Origin of the sequence: Mesorhizobium caraganae, from assembly GCF_016836705.1 — a bacterium.
GTDB classification, from domain to species: domain Bacteria; phylum Pseudomonadota; class Alphaproteobacteria; order Rhizobiales; family Rhizobiaceae; genus Mesorhizobium; species Mesorhizobium caraganae.
This window is the reverse complement of sequence record NZ_JAFCGY010000001.1, coordinates 748,583-762,631: the sequence shown is the minus strand read 5'-3', so window position 1 is coordinate 762,631 and position 14,049 is coordinate 748,583. Positions and strand designations below refer to the sequence as shown.

The following is a 14,049-nucleotide window of genomic DNA, read 5'->3' as shown; positions in this document are numbered from 1 at the left end:
TGCCGGAAAAATTATTCTTTATTTTGTCGGCGAACTACATTTTCGGGGGACCGAATCATTAATTTTCGCCGCCGGCGGCCAGAACGAAAACAGCGGAAGATATACTTCCTCTGCTCTTCATGACCACGTCATGCCCTTGAGGTCTAATCAGATGCCCTTCAGATCGCCCGCGGCAACGACCGGTCCGGTCGGTTGTCCGGTCGGCGAACCACCCGTCGGTTCGACGCTGACGGCGAGCACGGCGCCTTGCGCCAGCTTCTGCTGCACGGCCGGTGTAACCGGGATGTGCGTGGTCTGGCCGGCGGGAATGATGCCCATCGAAACCGGCGCATTCTTGCCTTCGATCATCCACAGCTCGAAGTCCTTGCCGGCGGCGCGTTCGCCCGAAACCAGCGACAGGCCGACATCGCGGCGTGCGGCGTCGTAGACGACGAGGTATTTGACATCGCTGCCGTCGGCAGCCAACGACGCGACAAGGCGCTCCTGCGGCACGACGACCGGCGGCCTGACGTAAGGCACGGCGACGTAAAGCACCAGCGCGGCGAGAGCCGCTGCGGTGAGGCCGCGCCAGAAGGCAAGGCTGGCCCAAAGGCTGTCGCTCGGCGCCGCAGTAGTCGACGCTGCGGTGGAGGAAAACAGCCGGCGATCGATGGCCGGCTTGACGGTGGCCGGCGGCTCTACTTCCGCATAGGCGGCGGCCATCGGCGAAAAGTGAACCTCCCAGGAATCGACGAGACGAGCGAAGCCGGTCTCCGCGTCGATACGTCCGGAGGCTATCTGGCGTTCATCCGCCGGCAGCACACCGAGAACGTATTCGGCTGCGAGCAGGTCGTCGCCTCCACGTTCCGGTCCATTTTCTTCTGCCAGGGTCATCTTTCCAGACATTCTCTAAGTTTCAACAGGCTACGGCGCAGCCATGTTCGCATCGTGTTCAGAGGAACCTTGTGACGTTCCGCGAGGTCGGCGTAACTTTCGCCGTTCAAATAAGCACCCCGGACGGCCTGCGCCCGGTCTTGTTCCAACTCTTCGAGGCACTGGTAGATGCGCTCGGATTCGCCGCCCGCAACAACCATGGCCTCGGGCCCCGGACCCGGGTCAGCCACGTCGAGCGCGGCATCGATATCGGCAGCAGGCTTGCGCCGCGATCGGATGCGATCAATCGCATGATTGCGGGCTATGGCTACCAGCCAGGAGATTGGGCTGAGATCAGAAACGGCGAAACGATCGGCCTTGGTCCAGACTTTGACGAAGACTTCCTGCAGCGCTTCTTCCGCATCTCCCCGGTCCTTCAATACACGAAGGCACACGCCGAAAAGTTTCGCGCTGGTCTGCCGGTAGAGCAGGTCAAACGCAGCCCGATCCTTCATCGAAGTCCGGACAATCAGGGTGGAGATGTCCTGCGGCGTCATGCGGACAAGCTAGGCGATAGCGATTTATTTGCAAAGGCGGAATTGGTATTCTCCACGCAAACGTCGTCCTATTTGAATCGCGAGTAATTGTCGGTCGATTGCCAAGGAAATCCGCTGTCGTTAGCCTCTCATCAAAAGGGGAAAGCGATGTCGGCCGAACGGATGCTGTGGGAAAACGATGCAACCGGCCTGGCAGAGCTGGTACATAGCGGCGAAATCTCGCCGCAAGACCTTGTCGATGCAGCCATCGCACGCGCCGAAGCCACCCGTCCGGATATCAACGCCATTGCCGAGCCGCTCTACGATGCGGCCAGGACGCGGGCGAAATCCGTCGACCGCACCCTGCCTTTGGCCGGCGTGCCCTTTGCGCTGAAGGACCTCGGCATCGCCATCAAGGGCGTGCCGACGCATACCGGCAGCCGCATTCCGGCTTTCACCGCCGACTTCAATTCGGTGATGACCGAGCGCTATCTCGCTGCCGGGCTCATTCCGGTTGCAACCAGCACCTCGCCCGAACAAGGGCTGAGGCTGATGACCGAATCGGCCGCCTCCGGCATCACCCGCAATCCGTGGAACACGGACCACACCAGCGGCGGCTCGTCCGGGGGGTCGGCAGCACTTGTAGCCGCGGGTGTGGTGCCGGCGGCGCATGCCTCGGATGGCGGCGGCTCGGTCCGGGTGCCCGCAGCCTGCTCCGGCTGGCTGACGCGGCGGGCGCCGCTGAAGGTGCCGGGCTAGATCGCGCCGTCTCTGCGATTTCATCATTGTGACAGCAAAGCCGTTTGCGGCCTGCGCCAATTCCCGCTAAGACGCCGCCGTCCTTACCCACATCCAGGGAACCACGCCGATGACGGAGATCACCGCCACCGCCGAAATGCAGGCCGCCCTGCTTTCGCGGGCACTGCCCTATATGCAGCGCTACGAGCACAAGACCGTGGTGGTGAAATATGGCGGCCATGCCATGGGCGATATCGAACTCGGCAAGGCCTTTGCCCGCGACATCGCGCTGTTGAAGCAGTCCGGCGTCAACCCGATCGTCGTCCATGGCGGCGGGCCGCAGATCGGCGCCATGCTGGCCAAGATGGGCATCGAATCGAAGTTCGAGGGCGGCCTGCGCGTCACCGACCAGAAGACGGTCGAGATCGTCGAGATGGTGCTGGCCGGTTCGATCAACAAGGAGATCGTGGCGCTGATCAATGCCGAAGGCGAATGGGCGATCGGCCTGTGCGGCAAGGACGGCAACATGGTGTTCGCCGAAAAGGCGCGCAAGACCATGATCGACCCGGACTCCAACATCGAGCGCGTGCTCGATCTTGGTTTCGTCGGCGAACCGGTCGAGGTCGACCGCACGCTGCTCGACCTTCTGGCGCGCTCCGAAATGATCCCGGTGCTGGCGCCGGTGGCGCCCGGCCGCGACGGCCACACCTACAACATCAATGCCGATACTTTTGCCGGCGCCATTGCCGGCGCCTGCCAGGCGACGCGCCTTCTGTTCCTGACCGACGTGCCCGGCGTGCTCGACAAGAACAAGAAGCTGATCGATGAGCTGACGGTGGCCGAGGCCAAGGCGCTGATCAAGGACGGCACGGTGTCGGGCGGCATGATCCCCAAGGTCGAGACCTGCATCGAGGCGATCGAGCGCGGCGTCGAAGGCGTCGTCATCCTCAACGGCAAGACGCCGCATTCGGTGCTGCTCGAACTGTTCACCGAACACGGCGCCGGCACGCTGATCGTGCCCTGAGCCGCAGCTGGCCGCAGCCCGTCGATCAGGCTGCCAGTTCTGTCAAGCGGATTGAGGCAGGCGCGCGATGACCTTTATCTCGAAGTCGAAGCCGGCTAACCAATTGACGCCGACCGCGGTCCAGTTGGTGTAGGGCGGCTCACCGAACGCCTTCAGCCGGACGGCGTCGATCGCGGCCCACTGCGCGGCCGGATCGGTGTGGAAGGTGGTGACATCAACGATGTCGTCGAACGTGCAGCCGGCGGCCTTCAGCACGGCTGCGAGATTGTCGAAGGCAAGCTGGACCTGCTTTTCGAAGACCGGTTCCGGCGAGCCGTCCTCGCGGCTGCCGACCTGACCCGAGACGAACAGGAAGTCGCCTGAGCGGATTGCCGCCGAATAGCGGTTGATCTCGTACAGAGCCTGCCGGCCGGCAGGGAAGATAGCGTCACGTTTGGTCATTTTCACTCCATTCAGACGTGGCAGATCGGATCTCCCGACGATCGCGGCCTGCGTTCCATTGTCCGGAGCAGTTTACATACGCCCCGTACGTCTGAGATGGGCACATACGGGGCGTATGTCAATACACATACGCCCCGTATATCTGTAAATGGCAGCAGAGCCCGCGTCAGGCGGCCGGCGAGATAACGACGGCCGCTTCGGTAGACTTGCGCGGCGGTCGCACGACGACCATCGATTCCTCTTCGGCGTCCTGCGGCGCGCCCCAGAACTCAGCCAGCGTCGGCCCGTCCTTCAGGCGGCGGTCGCGGGCCAAAAAGCCCCAGACCTCGCGGAACCAGACGCGGCGGCCCATTTGCGTATACCAGCGCATAGAATGGCGCTGTTCGGGATCGGGGTGGGAAAGAATGCGGGCCAGCGCCTTCGGCCGCGACTGCACCGCGACCTCGATCAGCTTGACCGAGAAGAACAGCATCCAGGGTTTCAGCCGCGTCATCTGCAGCACCTGGTGCTTGTAGTCCCACAGCCGGGCGTCGGTCTGGATTACCTTGCGGTCCCTGGCGATGCGGAAGAACGGCGTCCAGCGATGCGGCGTGACATAGAGCGCCTGGATCTGGTCGGGGTCATAGGCAAGCAGCTGGCGGAAGCCGCGCCAAAGGTCACGAAAGGTCTCGTCCTCGAATCCGGCCACCCAGGTCGCCATCGACAGGATGCCATGTTGGCGCAGCAACCGGATTGCCTCGCGGTCGGACGAGGTGCTGCCGCCCTTGCGGATCAATGCAAGTGTCTGCTCGTCGGTGTTTTCCATGCCGAGCAGCCAGCGGATGACGCCCGCTCTGCGGTAGAGATGCAGGATATCGGCATCGCGCACAATGTCGTCGGCGCGGGTCGAGCCAACGATCAGCACAGGCACGTTCTCGGCGATCAGCGCATCGAGAAAAGCGCGCCAGGCTTTCTTCGACACGGTCGGGTTTTCGTCGGCGAGGTTGACCAGTTCGACGCCGTGCTCGCGGTGCAGCCAGGCAATCTCCTGCGCAAACTTCTTGGGATCGCGATGTCGCCAGCGGGTCCAGAAACCGCGTTGGCCGCAATAATTGCACAGATGCGGGCAGCCGCGCGAAAACTGCATGACCACGGCGCGCTTGCCGCCCCAATAGCTGTAGCGGCGATGGTCGATCAGCTCCCAGCCGACGCGATAGTCGTCGAGAGCGGCGATGGTGGCGGCCGGCTGCGTTGCAAAGGGGCGGCCGAGATCGTCGCGATAGGCGATGCCTGCGACTTCGGCCAACGGCCGGCGCTTGTCCAGCGCCTCGATGAGAGCAACGGTGGTTGCCTCGCCCTCGCCGCGCACGATGAAGTCGAAGACGTCGGTTGCCGCCAGTATGTCGCGCCAGTGATAGGTCGGGAACACGCCGCCATAGATCACCAGCGTCGCCGGCTCGCGTGCCTTGACCATGCGCGCGATGGTGAGCGCGGTCGGATGCGCCGAGGTCGAGCCGGAATGGCCGATCAGGATGCAGTCGGGCTGGCCGCTCAAAGCATCGCGCACAAGAGTGTCCAATGGCATCGGCCCGAATTCGGCATCGACGAGCCGCACCTCATGGCCGGCGTCGAGCAGCGGCCCGCCGATTGCAAGCAGGCCAAGCGGCGGCAGATGGTCGTCGGGCACGCGGCTGCCGATGGCGGTGTGCGGCGGATTGATCAGCACGATGTTCATGACGGACCCCGGAGCAGTGGTCCGGATGGCGTAGCCGGCGTTTCAGATCGGCAATTGGGCTCCGTTCAGCAGTTTGCGTGCAGCTTTTCGGCAGAAATGGCGATGCCGAGCCTTACCGCCTGAGATGGGCAAGCGGCACGTGGCCGGGGCCTTTGATGTTCTGCAGAACCAGCTGGGTGTGAACGTCTCGCACTCCGGCAAGGCGCATCAGTCGATGCATGACGAAGGCGTTGAGCTCGTCGACCGAGGGCACCATGACATGCAGCAGGAAATCGTGCTCGCCGGTCATCGTCCAGCAGGAAGACACTTCGTCCATGCGCTGCACGGCGGCAATGAAGGTTTCTGGTGAACCGTCGCTGTGGCTGACCAGTCGCACCTCGATGAACACCTCGACCATCAGGCCAACGGCGCGGCGGCTGAGCACGGCGGCGAAGCCCTTGATGATGCCGGCCTCCTGCAGCGCCTCGAAGCGGCGCGCGCATGGCGTCGTCGACAGGCCGATCTCCTGCGCCAACTCGGATACGGGTTTTCTCCCGTCGCGCTGCAGGATTTCGAGCATCTTGATCTCGAAATCGTCAAACTGAGGCATTTTCACTCTCCTTCAGCTTTCGCGTGGTGACTTTTACCTCGAATCCTTCCTCCAAGCCATCATCAAAGCTGAATTGCCTCGCCGGCTGCCGCTAGATTCGGCGAACAGATTCGAAGTGTCATGATCAGGGGAGAAGAACCATGACGACGATGAGCGTTGCCGAGTATGCCCGTGATTGCGCGGCCCAAGGCCTGCGCGGCGACTATTCGGTGTGCCGTTCCGACTTCACCGTGGCGCAAGGCTATGATTACAGCGCCGAGGAACAGGCGGTGTGGCGCACGCTGTGCGACCGTCAGACCAAGCTGACCCAAAAACTGGCGCACCACTCCTATCTCGACGGCGTCGCCACGCTCGGCCTGCTGGACAGGATTCCGGATTTCGGCGCGGTCAGCGAGAAGCTGCGCATGTTGACCGGCTGGGAAATCGTCGCCGTTCCCGGCCTCATTCCGGCCGCGCCCTTCTTCGACCATCTCGCCAACCGGCGTTTTCCGGTGACCAACTGGCTGCGCACCAAGGAAGAACTCGACTACATCGTCGAACCCGACATGTTCCACGACTTCTTCGGCCATGTGCCGATCCTGACGCAGCCGGTGTTTGCCGATTTCATGCAGATGTATGGCGAGAAAGCCGAGAGCGTGATTGCACTGGGCGGCGACGAGATGATCACCCGCCTTTACTGGTACACCGCCGAATATGGCCTGATGCAGGAGAAGGACCAGCCGCTGAAAGCTTTCGGCGCCGGGCTGATGTCGTCCTTCACCGAATTGCAGTTCGCCGTTACGAGCCCGGATGCGCACCATGTGCCCTTCGACCTCGAAACGGTGATGCGCACCGGCTACGAGATCGACAAGTTCCAGCGCGCCTATTTCGTGCTGCCGTCCTTCGACGTGTTGCGCGATGCGTTCCGGACCGCCGATTTCAAGGCGATCGTTGCCCGCCGCAAGGGGCAGCCCGCGCTCGACCCGGCGACGGTCTAGCTCCGGCGCCGCTCTCAGGCGGCGTCCGGCCCCTCGGCCTTCAGCCGCGCCAGCTGGTCGCGCTGCAGGTCGAGTGCGGCGTGGACGAAGCGCGATATGGTGGCGAGTTCCGCGTCGCTGAAGGTGGCGACGACCTTCTCGCCTTCGCGTGCGATGGCGCCGTAGTAGCGCTCCGACAGGTCGCGCGTCGCCTCGGTCGCCTCGATCACCACCTTGCGCCTGTCTTCCAGACTGCGCGTCCGGGTCAAAAGCCCGCGCGCTTCCAGCCGGTCGATCAGCGCGGTCACGGCGGCCGGCGTCAGGCCGGTTGCGATCGCGATGGCGCCGGCCGATTGCGGGCCGCCGTAAAGCAGCCCGATGCAATGGCGTTCAGCCATGTTCAGCCCAAGCCTTGCCCCCACAGCTTCATCATAGGCCTGCGTCGCGTCCTGCCACTGCATGATGGCCAGGCCGATGGCCGTCGTCATGTCGTCACGATTGTGGCTTGACGAGTTTATTTCGATCATCTAACTATCAATCTGTCTAACATTTAGACCATTGCATCAATATGCGGCTGCGGCCCGGACATAGCAAGGGGCCAGCCGCCGACAAGGAGTGAAAAATGAGCCTGGTTCAACAGCGTGCACCCCTCTCGCATGAGGAAGAGTACAAATATGCCGAGATGGCGATGAAATGGTATGGCTGGGGCTCGCCCATCGGCCTCGGCATCTTGCTGGTGGCGCTGGCCGCCGCGGCTGTGCTGGTGCGCATCGCCGTCTACGGCCTCTAGGGCAATTGCAGGAAAAGTGTGTAGCGGTTTTCCGTCCGGAATTGCGTAAATCGCTACAACTCAGCACGATCTTCCCAAAGGCGCGCCAAGGCGGCGCCGGCAGCCGTCACAGGCGCCGGCGCCGCCTGCTTTTTGGAGCATCAGACATGATGACTGCGTCACACAGTGATGATCTTGCTGAGATGATCACCCATCCGGCAGGCAAGCGCGGTGATCGTCGTCGTCGGGTTGCATTCGCCCGAGGTGCAGAACACCGAGGAGCCGCCGACATAGAGATTGTCCATGCCGTGCACCTTGCAGTTGGCGTCGACGACGCTTTTGGTCACATCGGTACCCATGCGGGTGCCGCCCATATGGTGGTGGCCGGCCAGTTCCTCATCCGTCGGATAGTCCTGGCCATTGGCAAGCCAGTCCATGATGCGGACGCGGCCGAGGTCCTTCTCGATCAGCGTCGTACCGAAGAGTTTGAGCCCCTCCAGAATGGTGCGCCGCTCCAGCGGCGACTTCTTCCAGTGCAGCTCGATGCGCGGCACGCCGGCATGGTCGACATCGGTCTTCGACAGTTCGATCCGGTTCGAGGCCAGCGGCGCCTGTTCCCAGGCGACGTAGAGCTGGGCCGCGCAGCGCAGATTCTGGCTGAGCTGATACGCCACCCATTCGGCGGCATCGGGCGCGGTGCAGGCCAAGTCGGCAATCAGGCTCTTGACGCCGGCATAGGGCGTCTCGATCAGGCGGATGCCGAAATTCATGATCTGCAGCCGCTCCATGGCGGCCAGCGTCGGCGAGAAGAAGGCCTCGTTGACGGCGTCGACCTCGAACTCGCTGTAGTCGGCCAGGATGGCATTGCCGCCCTCGAAAGTCGGATGCTCCATCCAGTAGCGGCCAAGCGCCGTGGCGTTCGGCACCACGCCGCCATTGGAGCGCTGGTTCGACCATAGAAGCAGCCGTGAATTCTCCAGCCCGCCGGTGCAGACGATGAAATAATCGGCGCTGAAGGAGCCGGCATCCTGGCCGTTCGACCACAGCCTGGCGCCGGTCACCCGCTTGCCGTCGCCGGCAAGTTCGGTGGCATAGGTGTTGAGCACGACGGCGATGGTCTTGCTCTTGTCGAGCTCGTCGGCGAATTTTTCACCAAAGCGCACGGCCGGGCTCTTGATCAGCTGCACCCAGCGTATGTCGTCCGAAATCGGCACATCGGGACGGAAGTCCGGAAGCTCGAGGATGTCATGCACCTCACTCAGATAGGGCTCGATGTCGGCGCGGCTGATCGGCCAGCCAGTGTCCGGCGCCCACGCCTTGGGCTCGAAATCTTGGCTGTCGAGCACCCGGCACCAGCCGGCCCAATGGTTCGACGAGCCGCCCATGAAGCGCAGCCGGGTGATATCGAGGTCGAAATAGGGATCGCCGACCGTGGTGCCACGGTAGAAATCCTGCGACTCGTCGCTGAATTCGCGCGCGCCGGCTTCCAGCACCACGACCGGAATGCCGGCGGCGCCAAGCTTCCTGGCGATGGTGGTGCCGGCAGGGCCTGAGCCGAGGATACAGACCCTGGGTTTGAAATCCGAGGCGCGATACGCCTCATAACTGTCGAAGATCATGCCAGGTCGCTCCGCTTCAGGATCCAGCCATTGACCTCGACGATCTCGTCAGGGTCGGCATGGGGGCGGTCGCTGTCAGGCAGCTTGCGAAACAGCCGTAACGCCGGCATCGCAATCAGCGCCTGCACGATGGCGCGGCGCGATACTTTCTTGATGAAGAAACTCATGACACGTCTCTCGATGGGGGCCTCGATCCACGCATGGCGTTCCCTGAACGGCACACGTGCCGGCCAGACAGGCCATTTCCGTGCCAGTCCTAGCCGGTAAACGGCTTACAACCGGGTAAACGGCGTGGTTGCGTGAAAAAACGACGTTAGCAAATCCTTAGCGAGCATGAGCGCGAGCCTCAGGCGGCCTCGGAAATGTCCCGGTCGAGGATCGACAAATTGCGGCCACGGTGCTTGGCCTCGTAGAGCCGGAGGTCGGCAGCGCGCATCAGTTCCGAAACATTGGCATCCTCACCGCAAGTGATGCCGCCAATGCTGACGGTCAGCGGCACCGTCCGCTCGTCGACCGGCCGGAAGCGGATCAGCTCGACTTCGCGGCGGATGCGCTCGGCGACGCGCCTGGCCTCCGCGCCGGTGGCGCCGACCAGGAAGGCGCCGAACTCCTCGCCGCCGATGCGGCCAAGCACGTCGCCGCTGCGCACGCCACGCTCGATGGCGCTGGCGATCAGCAGCAGCGCGTCATCGCCGGTCAGATGGCCGAAGCTGTCGTTGATCGCCTTGAAATGGTCGGCGTCGATGATCAGCAGCGCGCCGCGATCGGATTTACGCCGCGAGCCGTCGAGCGCGGCAAAGAAGCTCTCGCGGTTGAGCATGCCGGTCATGTCGTCGCGACTCGCCTTCTCCGACAGGCGCCGATGCGCGGCGGCGAGCTGGGCATGCGCGCGGGCAAGGTCGCGATGCGCGCCTTTCAGCCTGTCGCTCTGCCAGAAGGTGCTGGCGCAGGCGATCCAGGCGAGCGCCAGCGGGCACACTGTCGACGTCAGCCAGATGGTGCGACCGACCGGAAAACCCATGGCGGGAACGACAATAAGCGTCAGCAAAAGCGAGACGGCTACCGAGCCGAACGCGACGGCGGCGGACTTTAAAAGTATGCGACTCATCGCTGGCTCCCACTGAACCGTCTCTGTGCCAGCAAGCCCTGAAGGCCACCTTTCGGCGATGGCTAAAATTTGAATGGTGAGCCCATTTCTACAACTCTAGATGCGTATAGGTTGTGGATAAGCCTGACATCAGAAAGGGGTTCGAACAGCAGATATTTCGTGCCATAAGGACGCCATGACCACGTCGCCCGATCCCGCCCGCTTTGCCCATGTCACCGACTGGGTGTTCGACCTCGACAACACGCTCTATCCGCACCATTCGAATCTGTTTTCACAGATCGACGTCAAGATGACGGCCTATGTCGGAGAACTGCTGACGCTGCCGCGTGACGAGGCCCGCAAGCTGCAGAAGGAGCTCTATCTCGAATATGGTACGACGCTGAACGGGCTGATGACGCGCCACGGCATCGACCCCGACGACTTCCTCGAAAAGGTGCACGACATCGACTATTCGTGGCTGGTGCCCGATCCGGTGCTCGGCACCGCCATCCGCCAGCTTCCCGGGCGCAAGTTCATCTTCACCAATGGCGACCGCAGGCACGCCGAGCGCACCGCGCGCCAGCTCGGCATCCTCGACCATTTCGACGATATCTTCGACATTGTCGCCGCGGGGCTGACGCCGAAGCCGTCGCGCCAGACCTATGAGAAGTTTGCCGAACTGCACGCCGTCACCGGCCACAATGCGGTGATGTTCGAGGATCTCGCCCGCAATCTGGAGGTGCCGAAATCGCTGGGCATGACCACAGTGCTGGTGGTGCCGCGCAATTTCGAGCCGACCTTTGCCGAGATCTGGGAACGCGACCCGGCCAATGAGGACGACGTCGATTTCGTCACCGACGATCTCGCAGGATTTCTGACAGCGATTGTGGAGGGCGTAGAAGAATTGAAGAACTGAGGAATTGAAGAACTGGGGAATGGAGGAGCGATCCGGCCCCCCTTTTTCCTCAATTCTTCAGTTCCTCAGTTCCCTAGTTCTTCCGCTATTCCCCTAACTTGTAGAACCGGCTGATAATCTCCCACGCCTCGTCCGCGGTGTCGACGAAGTCGATGATGTCCTGGTCGCCGGGCGTGATGGTGCCCTGTTCGGCCAGGAAATCGAGATCGATCGCCCTTTTCCAGAACGCCTTGCCGAACAGGATCACTGGCACGCGCTCCATTCGGCCGGTCTGGATCAGCGTCAGCGTCTCGAAGAACTCGTCCATGGTGCCAAAGCCGCCCGGAAACACCGCAACAGCCTTGGCGCGCATGACGAAATGCATCTTGCGGATAGCGAAATAGTGGAAGTTGAAGCACAGCTCCGGCGTCACATAGGCATTCGGCGCCTGCTCGTGCGGCAGCACGATGTTGAGGCCGATCGACGGCGCGCCGACATCGTCGGCGCCGCGATTGCCAGCCTCCATGACGCCAGGCCCACCACCGGTAACGACGACGAATTCGCGATAATAGGACGTGGCTGACTGCTTCGCGCAGAGGCGGGCGAATTTGCGCGCCTCCTCGTAGTATTTGCTGTTTTCCTCGAGGTTCTTCTTCTGCGTCTCGTTCTTGGCCGCCCAGGCCTCGCCGCCAGGTTCGGGAATGCGCGCGCCGCCGAACAGGATCACCGTCGAGCTGATGCCGCGTTCGGCCAGGATCATTTCGGGCTTCAAGAGTTCCAGCTGCAACCGCACCGCGCGCAATTCGCGACGCGTCATGAAATCGGGATCGTTCCAGGCCAGACGGTAGGTGTCGGCACGCGTCTGCGGCGTATCGGGCACGCTTTTCGAGCGCTCCAGATCCTCGTCCGAATGCGGCAGCGGCGTCCATCCCGCCTTTTCCATAGGAGTCATATGCTTTACCCGTCCCAACAGTTCACTTGCGCCGTCCCGTGGCGCACGCGCGATTGACCCCCAATACGCCTTAACATAAGCAGGTTCCGCAAAAGTGTCGGCGGTTTTTGCGACAAGAACCTGCTACATGCAAAGACCCAGGCAGGCAAAGCCTGCCAAGGGGTCCGCGCGATTTTCAAAACAGGTTAAGGCGATGGCCTTAACAGCGTGGTAACGGAGCGAATTCATGTCGAAGCCTGATCTGGCAAGCCTCGAAAAGACCATCGAGAAGGCCTTCGAGGAGCGCGACACGATTTCGACCGCGACCCGCGGCGAAACGCGCGACGCCATCCAGTCTTCACTCGACCTGCTCGACCGCGGCACCGTGCGCGTCGCCGAGCGCCAGGCCGACGGCAAGTGGCATGTCAACCAGTGGCTGAAGAAGGCGGTGCTGCTCTCCTTCCGGCTCTATCCCATGGAGATCATCAAGGGTGGCCCGGGCCATGCCGTATGGTGGGACAAGGTGGCGTCGAAGTTCGACGGCTGGAGCGCTGTCGATTTCGAGAAGGCCGGCTTCCGCGCCGTGCCGTCGTCGATCGTGCGCCGTTCGGCCTATGTCGCGCCGGGCGCGGTGCTGATGCCGTCCTTCGTCAATGTCGGCGCCTATGTCGACAGCGGCACCATGGTCGACACATGGGCCTCGGTCGGCTCCTGCGCACAGATCGGCAAGAACGTGCACCTGTCGGGCGGCGTCGGCATTGGCGGTGTGCTGGAGCCTATGCAGGCCGGCCCGACCATCATCGAGGACAATTGCTTCATCGGCGCGCGCTCGGAAGTGGTCGAGGGCTGCATCGTGCGCGAAGGCTCGGTGCTCGGCATGGGTGTGTTCATCGGCCAGTCGACCAAGATCGTCGACCGCGCCACGGGCGAGGTCTTTTACGGCGAAGTGCCGCCGAATTCCGTCGTCGTTGCCGGCTCGATGCCGGGCAAGGCTTTTCCGAACAACGAGCCGGGGCCTGGCCTCTACTGCGCCGTCATCGTCAAGCGCGTCGACGCCAAGACCCGTGCCAAGACCTCGATCAACGAATTGCTGCGCGATTGATCTTTTTTGCAAACGGACGCACCTTCCGCCGGCGCGACATTCCGTCGCGCTGATTCCGCATGGAGGGGTGACATGGACTGGAAGTATCTCCTGACGAGCTATGAAGGCCGTATCAACCGCGCCAAATTCTGGGCTTGCGTTGGTGTGATATTCGTTGGCGCCATCATCGCTATCATCATCGACAACATCATCGGCACCACGTTCAACAACATGCCCTATGGTTTCGTCTACCTGATCTATGTGATCGCCACGCTCTATCTGGTCTTCGCCGTCTACGCCAAGCGTTGGCATGATCGCAACAAGTCGGGTTGGTGGACACTTATCGCGCTGGTGCCTTTCATTGGGGCGATCTGGCTCATCGTCGAGCTGGGCATCCTCGAAGGCAACAGGGGCGCCAATCAATACGGACCGGATCCGCTTGCCTGAAAAAACAGACCTCATTTGGCTTTTCTTCAAAACCTCAGGCCGCGTCAGCCCCGGTGCGTATGCGCTGGCCGGCCTGCTTTTGCTGCTTGCCCAATTTTTCCCGCTTTACCAGTTTGCCAGACTGGAGCCCGGCACCGCAAATAGCCAGGTGTGGGCCACTGTGTTCTGGACCGTTGTGCTGATTTCGACCTGGTCGAGCTTTGCGGTTACGGCAAAACGTTTCCATGATTTCGGCAAGCCGACTTACTACGCGTTGATCTCTCTCATCATCGGCCCGATTCTTCTTCTCATTCTTGCCTGCTTCAGAAGTGATCCCGGGCCCAATCGCTACGGCCGGCACACCAATTCTCCCGCACAAGCCTGAGGGCCG

At 62.3% G+C, this 14,049-nt stretch carries 18 protein-coding genes; 8 read left to right on the top strand and 10 right to left on the bottom strand.

Annotated features, from left to right (window positions below):
• Nucleotides 1-147 precede the first annotated feature (147 nt).
• Nucleotides 148-873, bottom strand: coding sequence for an anti-sigma factor (locus JQK88_RS03785; protein WP_203277477.1), 726 nt, complete (start codon nt 871-873; stop codon nt 148-150).
• On the bottom strand, nt 870-1,409 hold the full coding sequence (locus tag JQK88_RS03780) for a sigma-70 family RNA polymerase sigma factor (protein WP_112559010.1): 540 nt from the start codon (nt 1,407-1,409) through the stop codon (nt 870-872). Before JQK88_RS03780 ends, JQK88_RS03785 begins: the two co-directional genes overlap by 4 nt.
• Nucleotides 1,410-1,556: 147 nt before the next feature.
• On the opposite strand from JQK88_RS03780, the gene JQK88_RS03775 reads away from it, so the two are divergent.
• On the top strand, nt 1,557-2,147 hold the full coding sequence (locus JQK88_RS03775) for an amidase family protein (protein WP_246501764.1): 591 nt from the start codon (nt 1,557-1,559) through the stop codon (nt 2,145-2,147).
• Nucleotides 2,148-2,256: 109 nt separating this feature from the next.
• Nucleotides 2,257-3,150 (top strand): acetylglutamate kinase, encoded by an 894-nt coding sequence (gene argB / locus JQK88_RS03770; RefSeq protein WP_112559011.1) that lies wholly within the window; start codon nt 2,257-2,259, stop codon nt 3,148-3,150.
• 42 nt (nt 3,151-3,192) lie between these two features.
• On the opposite strand, the gene JQK88_RS03765 is transcribed toward argB, so the two are convergent.
• The 3 genes from JQK88_RS03765 to JQK88_RS03755 form a co-directional block, all read right to left on the bottom strand.
• Nucleotides 3,193-3,591, bottom strand: coding sequence for a RidA family protein (locus JQK88_RS03765; RefSeq protein WP_192256976.1), 399 nt, complete (start codon nt 3,589-3,591; stop codon nt 3,193-3,195).
• A gap of 166 nt (nt 3,592-3,757) precedes the next feature.
• Complete coding sequence (bchE, locus tag JQK88_RS03760; protein WP_203277475.1) at nt 3,758-5,305, bottom strand: magnesium-protoporphyrin IX monomethyl ester anaerobic oxidative cyclase; 1,548 nt, start codon at nt 5,303-5,305, stop codon at nt 3,758-3,760.
• A gap of 112 nt (nt 5,306-5,417) precedes the next feature.
• Nucleotides 5,418-5,894 carry an Lrp/AsnC family transcriptional regulator gene (locus JQK88_RS03755; RefSeq protein ID WP_192256980.1) on the bottom strand — a complete coding sequence of 159 codons (477 nt, stop codon included), beginning with the start codon at nt 5,892-5,894 and terminating at the stop codon, nt 5,418-5,420.
• 140 nt (nt 5,895-6,034) lie between these two features.
• On the opposite strand from JQK88_RS03755, the gene phhA reads away from it, so the two are divergent.
• Nucleotides 6,035-6,871, top strand: a complete 837-nt coding sequence (gene phhA, locus JQK88_RS03750; protein WP_203277473.1) for a phenylalanine 4-monooxygenase — start codon at nt 6,035-6,037, stop codon at nt 6,869-6,871.
• 14 nt (nt 6,872-6,885) lie between these two features.
• On the opposite strand, the gene JQK88_RS03745 is transcribed toward phhA, so the two are convergent.
• The gene (locus tag JQK88_RS03745) at nt 6,886-7,377 is read right to left on the bottom strand and encodes a MarR family winged helix-turn-helix transcriptional regulator (protein WP_203277471.1); all 492 of its coding nucleotides are present in this window, start codon (nt 7,375-7,377) and stop codon (nt 6,886-6,888) included.
• 95 nt (nt 7,378-7,472) lie between these two features.
• On the opposite strand from JQK88_RS03745, the gene JQK88_RS03740 reads away from it, so the two are divergent.
• Nucleotides 7,473-7,640, top strand: a complete 168-nt coding sequence (locus tag JQK88_RS03740; protein ID WP_203277469.1) for a hypothetical protein — start codon at nt 7,473-7,475, stop codon at nt 7,638-7,640.
• 158 nt (nt 7,641-7,798) lie between these two features.
• Here JQK88_RS03740 and JQK88_RS03735 read toward each other — a convergent pair whose 3' ends face one another.
• The 3 genes from JQK88_RS03735 to JQK88_RS03725 all read right to left on the bottom strand — a co-directional run bounded on the left by JQK88_RS03735 (nt 7,799) and on the right by JQK88_RS03725 (nt 10,346).
• Nucleotides 7,799-9,238, bottom strand: a complete 1,440-nt coding sequence (locus JQK88_RS03735; RefSeq protein ID WP_203277467.1) for a GMC oxidoreductase — start codon at nt 9,236-9,238, stop codon at nt 7,799-7,801.
• Entirely contained in the window at nt 9,235-9,405 is a 171-nt protein-coding gene (locus tag JQK88_RS03730; RefSeq protein ID WP_192256990.1) for a hypothetical protein, read from the bottom strand. Before JQK88_RS03730 ends, JQK88_RS03735 begins: the two co-directional genes overlap by 4 nt.
• A 179-nt stretch (nt 9,406-9,584) precedes the next feature.
• Nucleotides 9,585-10,346 (bottom strand): GGDEF domain-containing protein, encoded by a 762-nt coding sequence (locus tag JQK88_RS03725; RefSeq protein WP_203277466.1) that lies wholly within the window; start codon nt 10,344-10,346, stop codon nt 9,585-9,587.
• Between the two features lie 175 nt (nt 10,347-10,521).
• On the opposite strand from JQK88_RS03725, the gene JQK88_RS03720 reads away from it, so the two are divergent.
• Nucleotides 10,522-11,241, top strand: a complete 720-nt coding sequence (locus JQK88_RS03720) for a pyrimidine 5'-nucleotidase (protein WP_192256993.1) — start codon at nt 10,522-10,524, stop codon at nt 11,239-11,241.
• A gap of 85 nt (nt 11,242-11,326) precedes the next feature.
• Here the strand turns inward: JQK88_RS03720 and JQK88_RS03715 are convergent, their stop codons facing one another.
• Nucleotides 11,327-12,172, bottom strand: a complete 846-nt coding sequence (locus JQK88_RS03715) for an LOG family protein (protein ID WP_192256994.1) — start codon at nt 12,170-12,172, stop codon at nt 11,327-11,329.
• A gap of 226 nt (nt 12,173-12,398) precedes the next feature.
• On the opposite strand from JQK88_RS03715, the gene dapD reads away from it, so the two are divergent.
• The 3 genes from dapD to JQK88_RS03700 all read left to right on the top strand — a co-directional run bounded on the left by dapD (nt 12,399) and on the right by JQK88_RS03700 (nt 14,043).
• Nucleotides 12,399-13,253: a 2,3,4,5-tetrahydropyridine-2,6-dicarboxylate N-succinyltransferase gene (dapD, locus tag JQK88_RS03710; RefSeq protein ID WP_203277464.1), complete on the top strand. Its 855-nt coding sequence runs from the start codon at nt 12,399-12,401 to the stop codon at nt 13,251-13,253.
• A gap of 72 nt (nt 13,254-13,325) precedes the next feature.
• Entirely contained in the window at nt 13,326-13,679 is a 354-nt protein-coding gene (locus JQK88_RS03705) for a DUF805 domain-containing protein (RefSeq protein ID WP_112559022.1), read from the top strand.
• A complete protein-coding gene (locus JQK88_RS03700) occupies nt 13,672-14,043 on the top strand; it encodes a DUF805 domain-containing protein (RefSeq protein ID WP_246501765.1) in 372 nt (123 codons plus the stop codon). The genes JQK88_RS03705 and JQK88_RS03700 overlap by 8 nt, the downstream gene beginning before the upstream one ends.
• Nucleotides 14,044-14,049 lie beyond the last annotated feature (6 nt).

Excerpts from the sequence above, each read along its gene's own strand:
- JQK88_RS03780 (WP_112559010.1), bottom strand. The coding sequence starts at position 1,409 with ATGACGCCGCAGGACATCTCCACCCTGATTGTCCGGACTTCGATGAAG.
- dapD (WP_203277464.1), top strand. The coding sequence starts at position 12,399 with ATGTCGAAGCCTGATCTGGCAAGCCTCGAAAAGACCATCGAGAAGGCC.
- JQK88_RS03735 (WP_203277467.1), bottom strand. The coding sequence starts at position 9,238 with ATGATCTTCGACAGTTATGAGGCGTATCGCGCCTCGGATTTCAAACCC.
- JQK88_RS03785 (WP_203277477.1), bottom strand. The coding sequence starts at position 873 with ATGACCCTGGCAGAAGAAAATGGACCGGAACGTGGAGGCGACGACCTG.
- JQK88_RS03715 (WP_192256994.1), bottom strand. The coding sequence starts at position 12,172 with ATGACTCCTATGGAAAAGGCGGGATGGACGCCGCTGCCGCATTCGGAC.
- JQK88_RS03730 (WP_192256990.1), bottom strand. The coding sequence starts at position 9,405 with ATGAGTTTCTTCATCAAGAAAGTATCGCGCCGCGCCATCGTGCAGGCG.
- JQK88_RS03725 (WP_203277466.1), bottom strand. The coding sequence starts at position 10,346 with ATGAGTCGCATACTTTTAAAGTCCGCCGCCGTCGCGTTCGGCTCGGTA.
- JQK88_RS03720 (WP_192256993.1), top strand. The coding sequence starts at position 10,522 with ATGACCACGTCGCCCGATCCCGCCCGCTTTGCCCATGTCACCGACTGG.
- JQK88_RS03755 (WP_192256980.1), bottom strand. The coding sequence starts at position 5,894 with ATGCCTCAGTTTGACGATTTCGAGATCAAGATGCTCGAAATCCTGCAG.
- JQK88_RS03745 (WP_203277471.1), bottom strand. The coding sequence starts at position 7,377 with ATGATCGAAATAAACTCGTCAAGCCACAATCGTGACGACATGACGACG.
- phhA (WP_203277473.1), top strand. The coding sequence starts at position 6,035 with ATGACGACGATGAGCGTTGCCGAGTATGCCCGTGATTGCGCGGCCCAA.
- JQK88_RS03765 (WP_192256976.1), bottom strand. The coding sequence starts at position 3,591 with ATGACCAAACGTGACGCTATCTTCCCTGCCGGCCGGCAGGCTCTGTAC.
- JQK88_RS03740 (WP_203277469.1), top strand. The coding sequence starts at position 7,473 with ATGAGCCTGGTTCAACAGCGTGCACCCCTCTCGCATGAGGAAGAGTAC.
- JQK88_RS03705 (WP_112559022.1), top strand. The coding sequence starts at position 13,326 with ATGGACTGGAAGTATCTCCTGACGAGCTATGAAGGCCGTATCAACCGC.
- JQK88_RS03775 (WP_246501764.1), top strand. The coding sequence starts at position 1,557 with ATGTCGGCCGAACGGATGCTGTGGGAAAACGATGCAACCGGCCTGGCA.
- argB (WP_112559011.1), top strand. The coding sequence starts at position 2,257 with ATGACGGAGATCACCGCCACCGCCGAAATGCAGGCCGCCCTGCTTTCG.
- bchE (WP_203277475.1), bottom strand. The coding sequence starts at position 5,305 with ATGAACATCGTGCTGATCAATCCGCCGCACACCGCCATCGGCAGCCGC.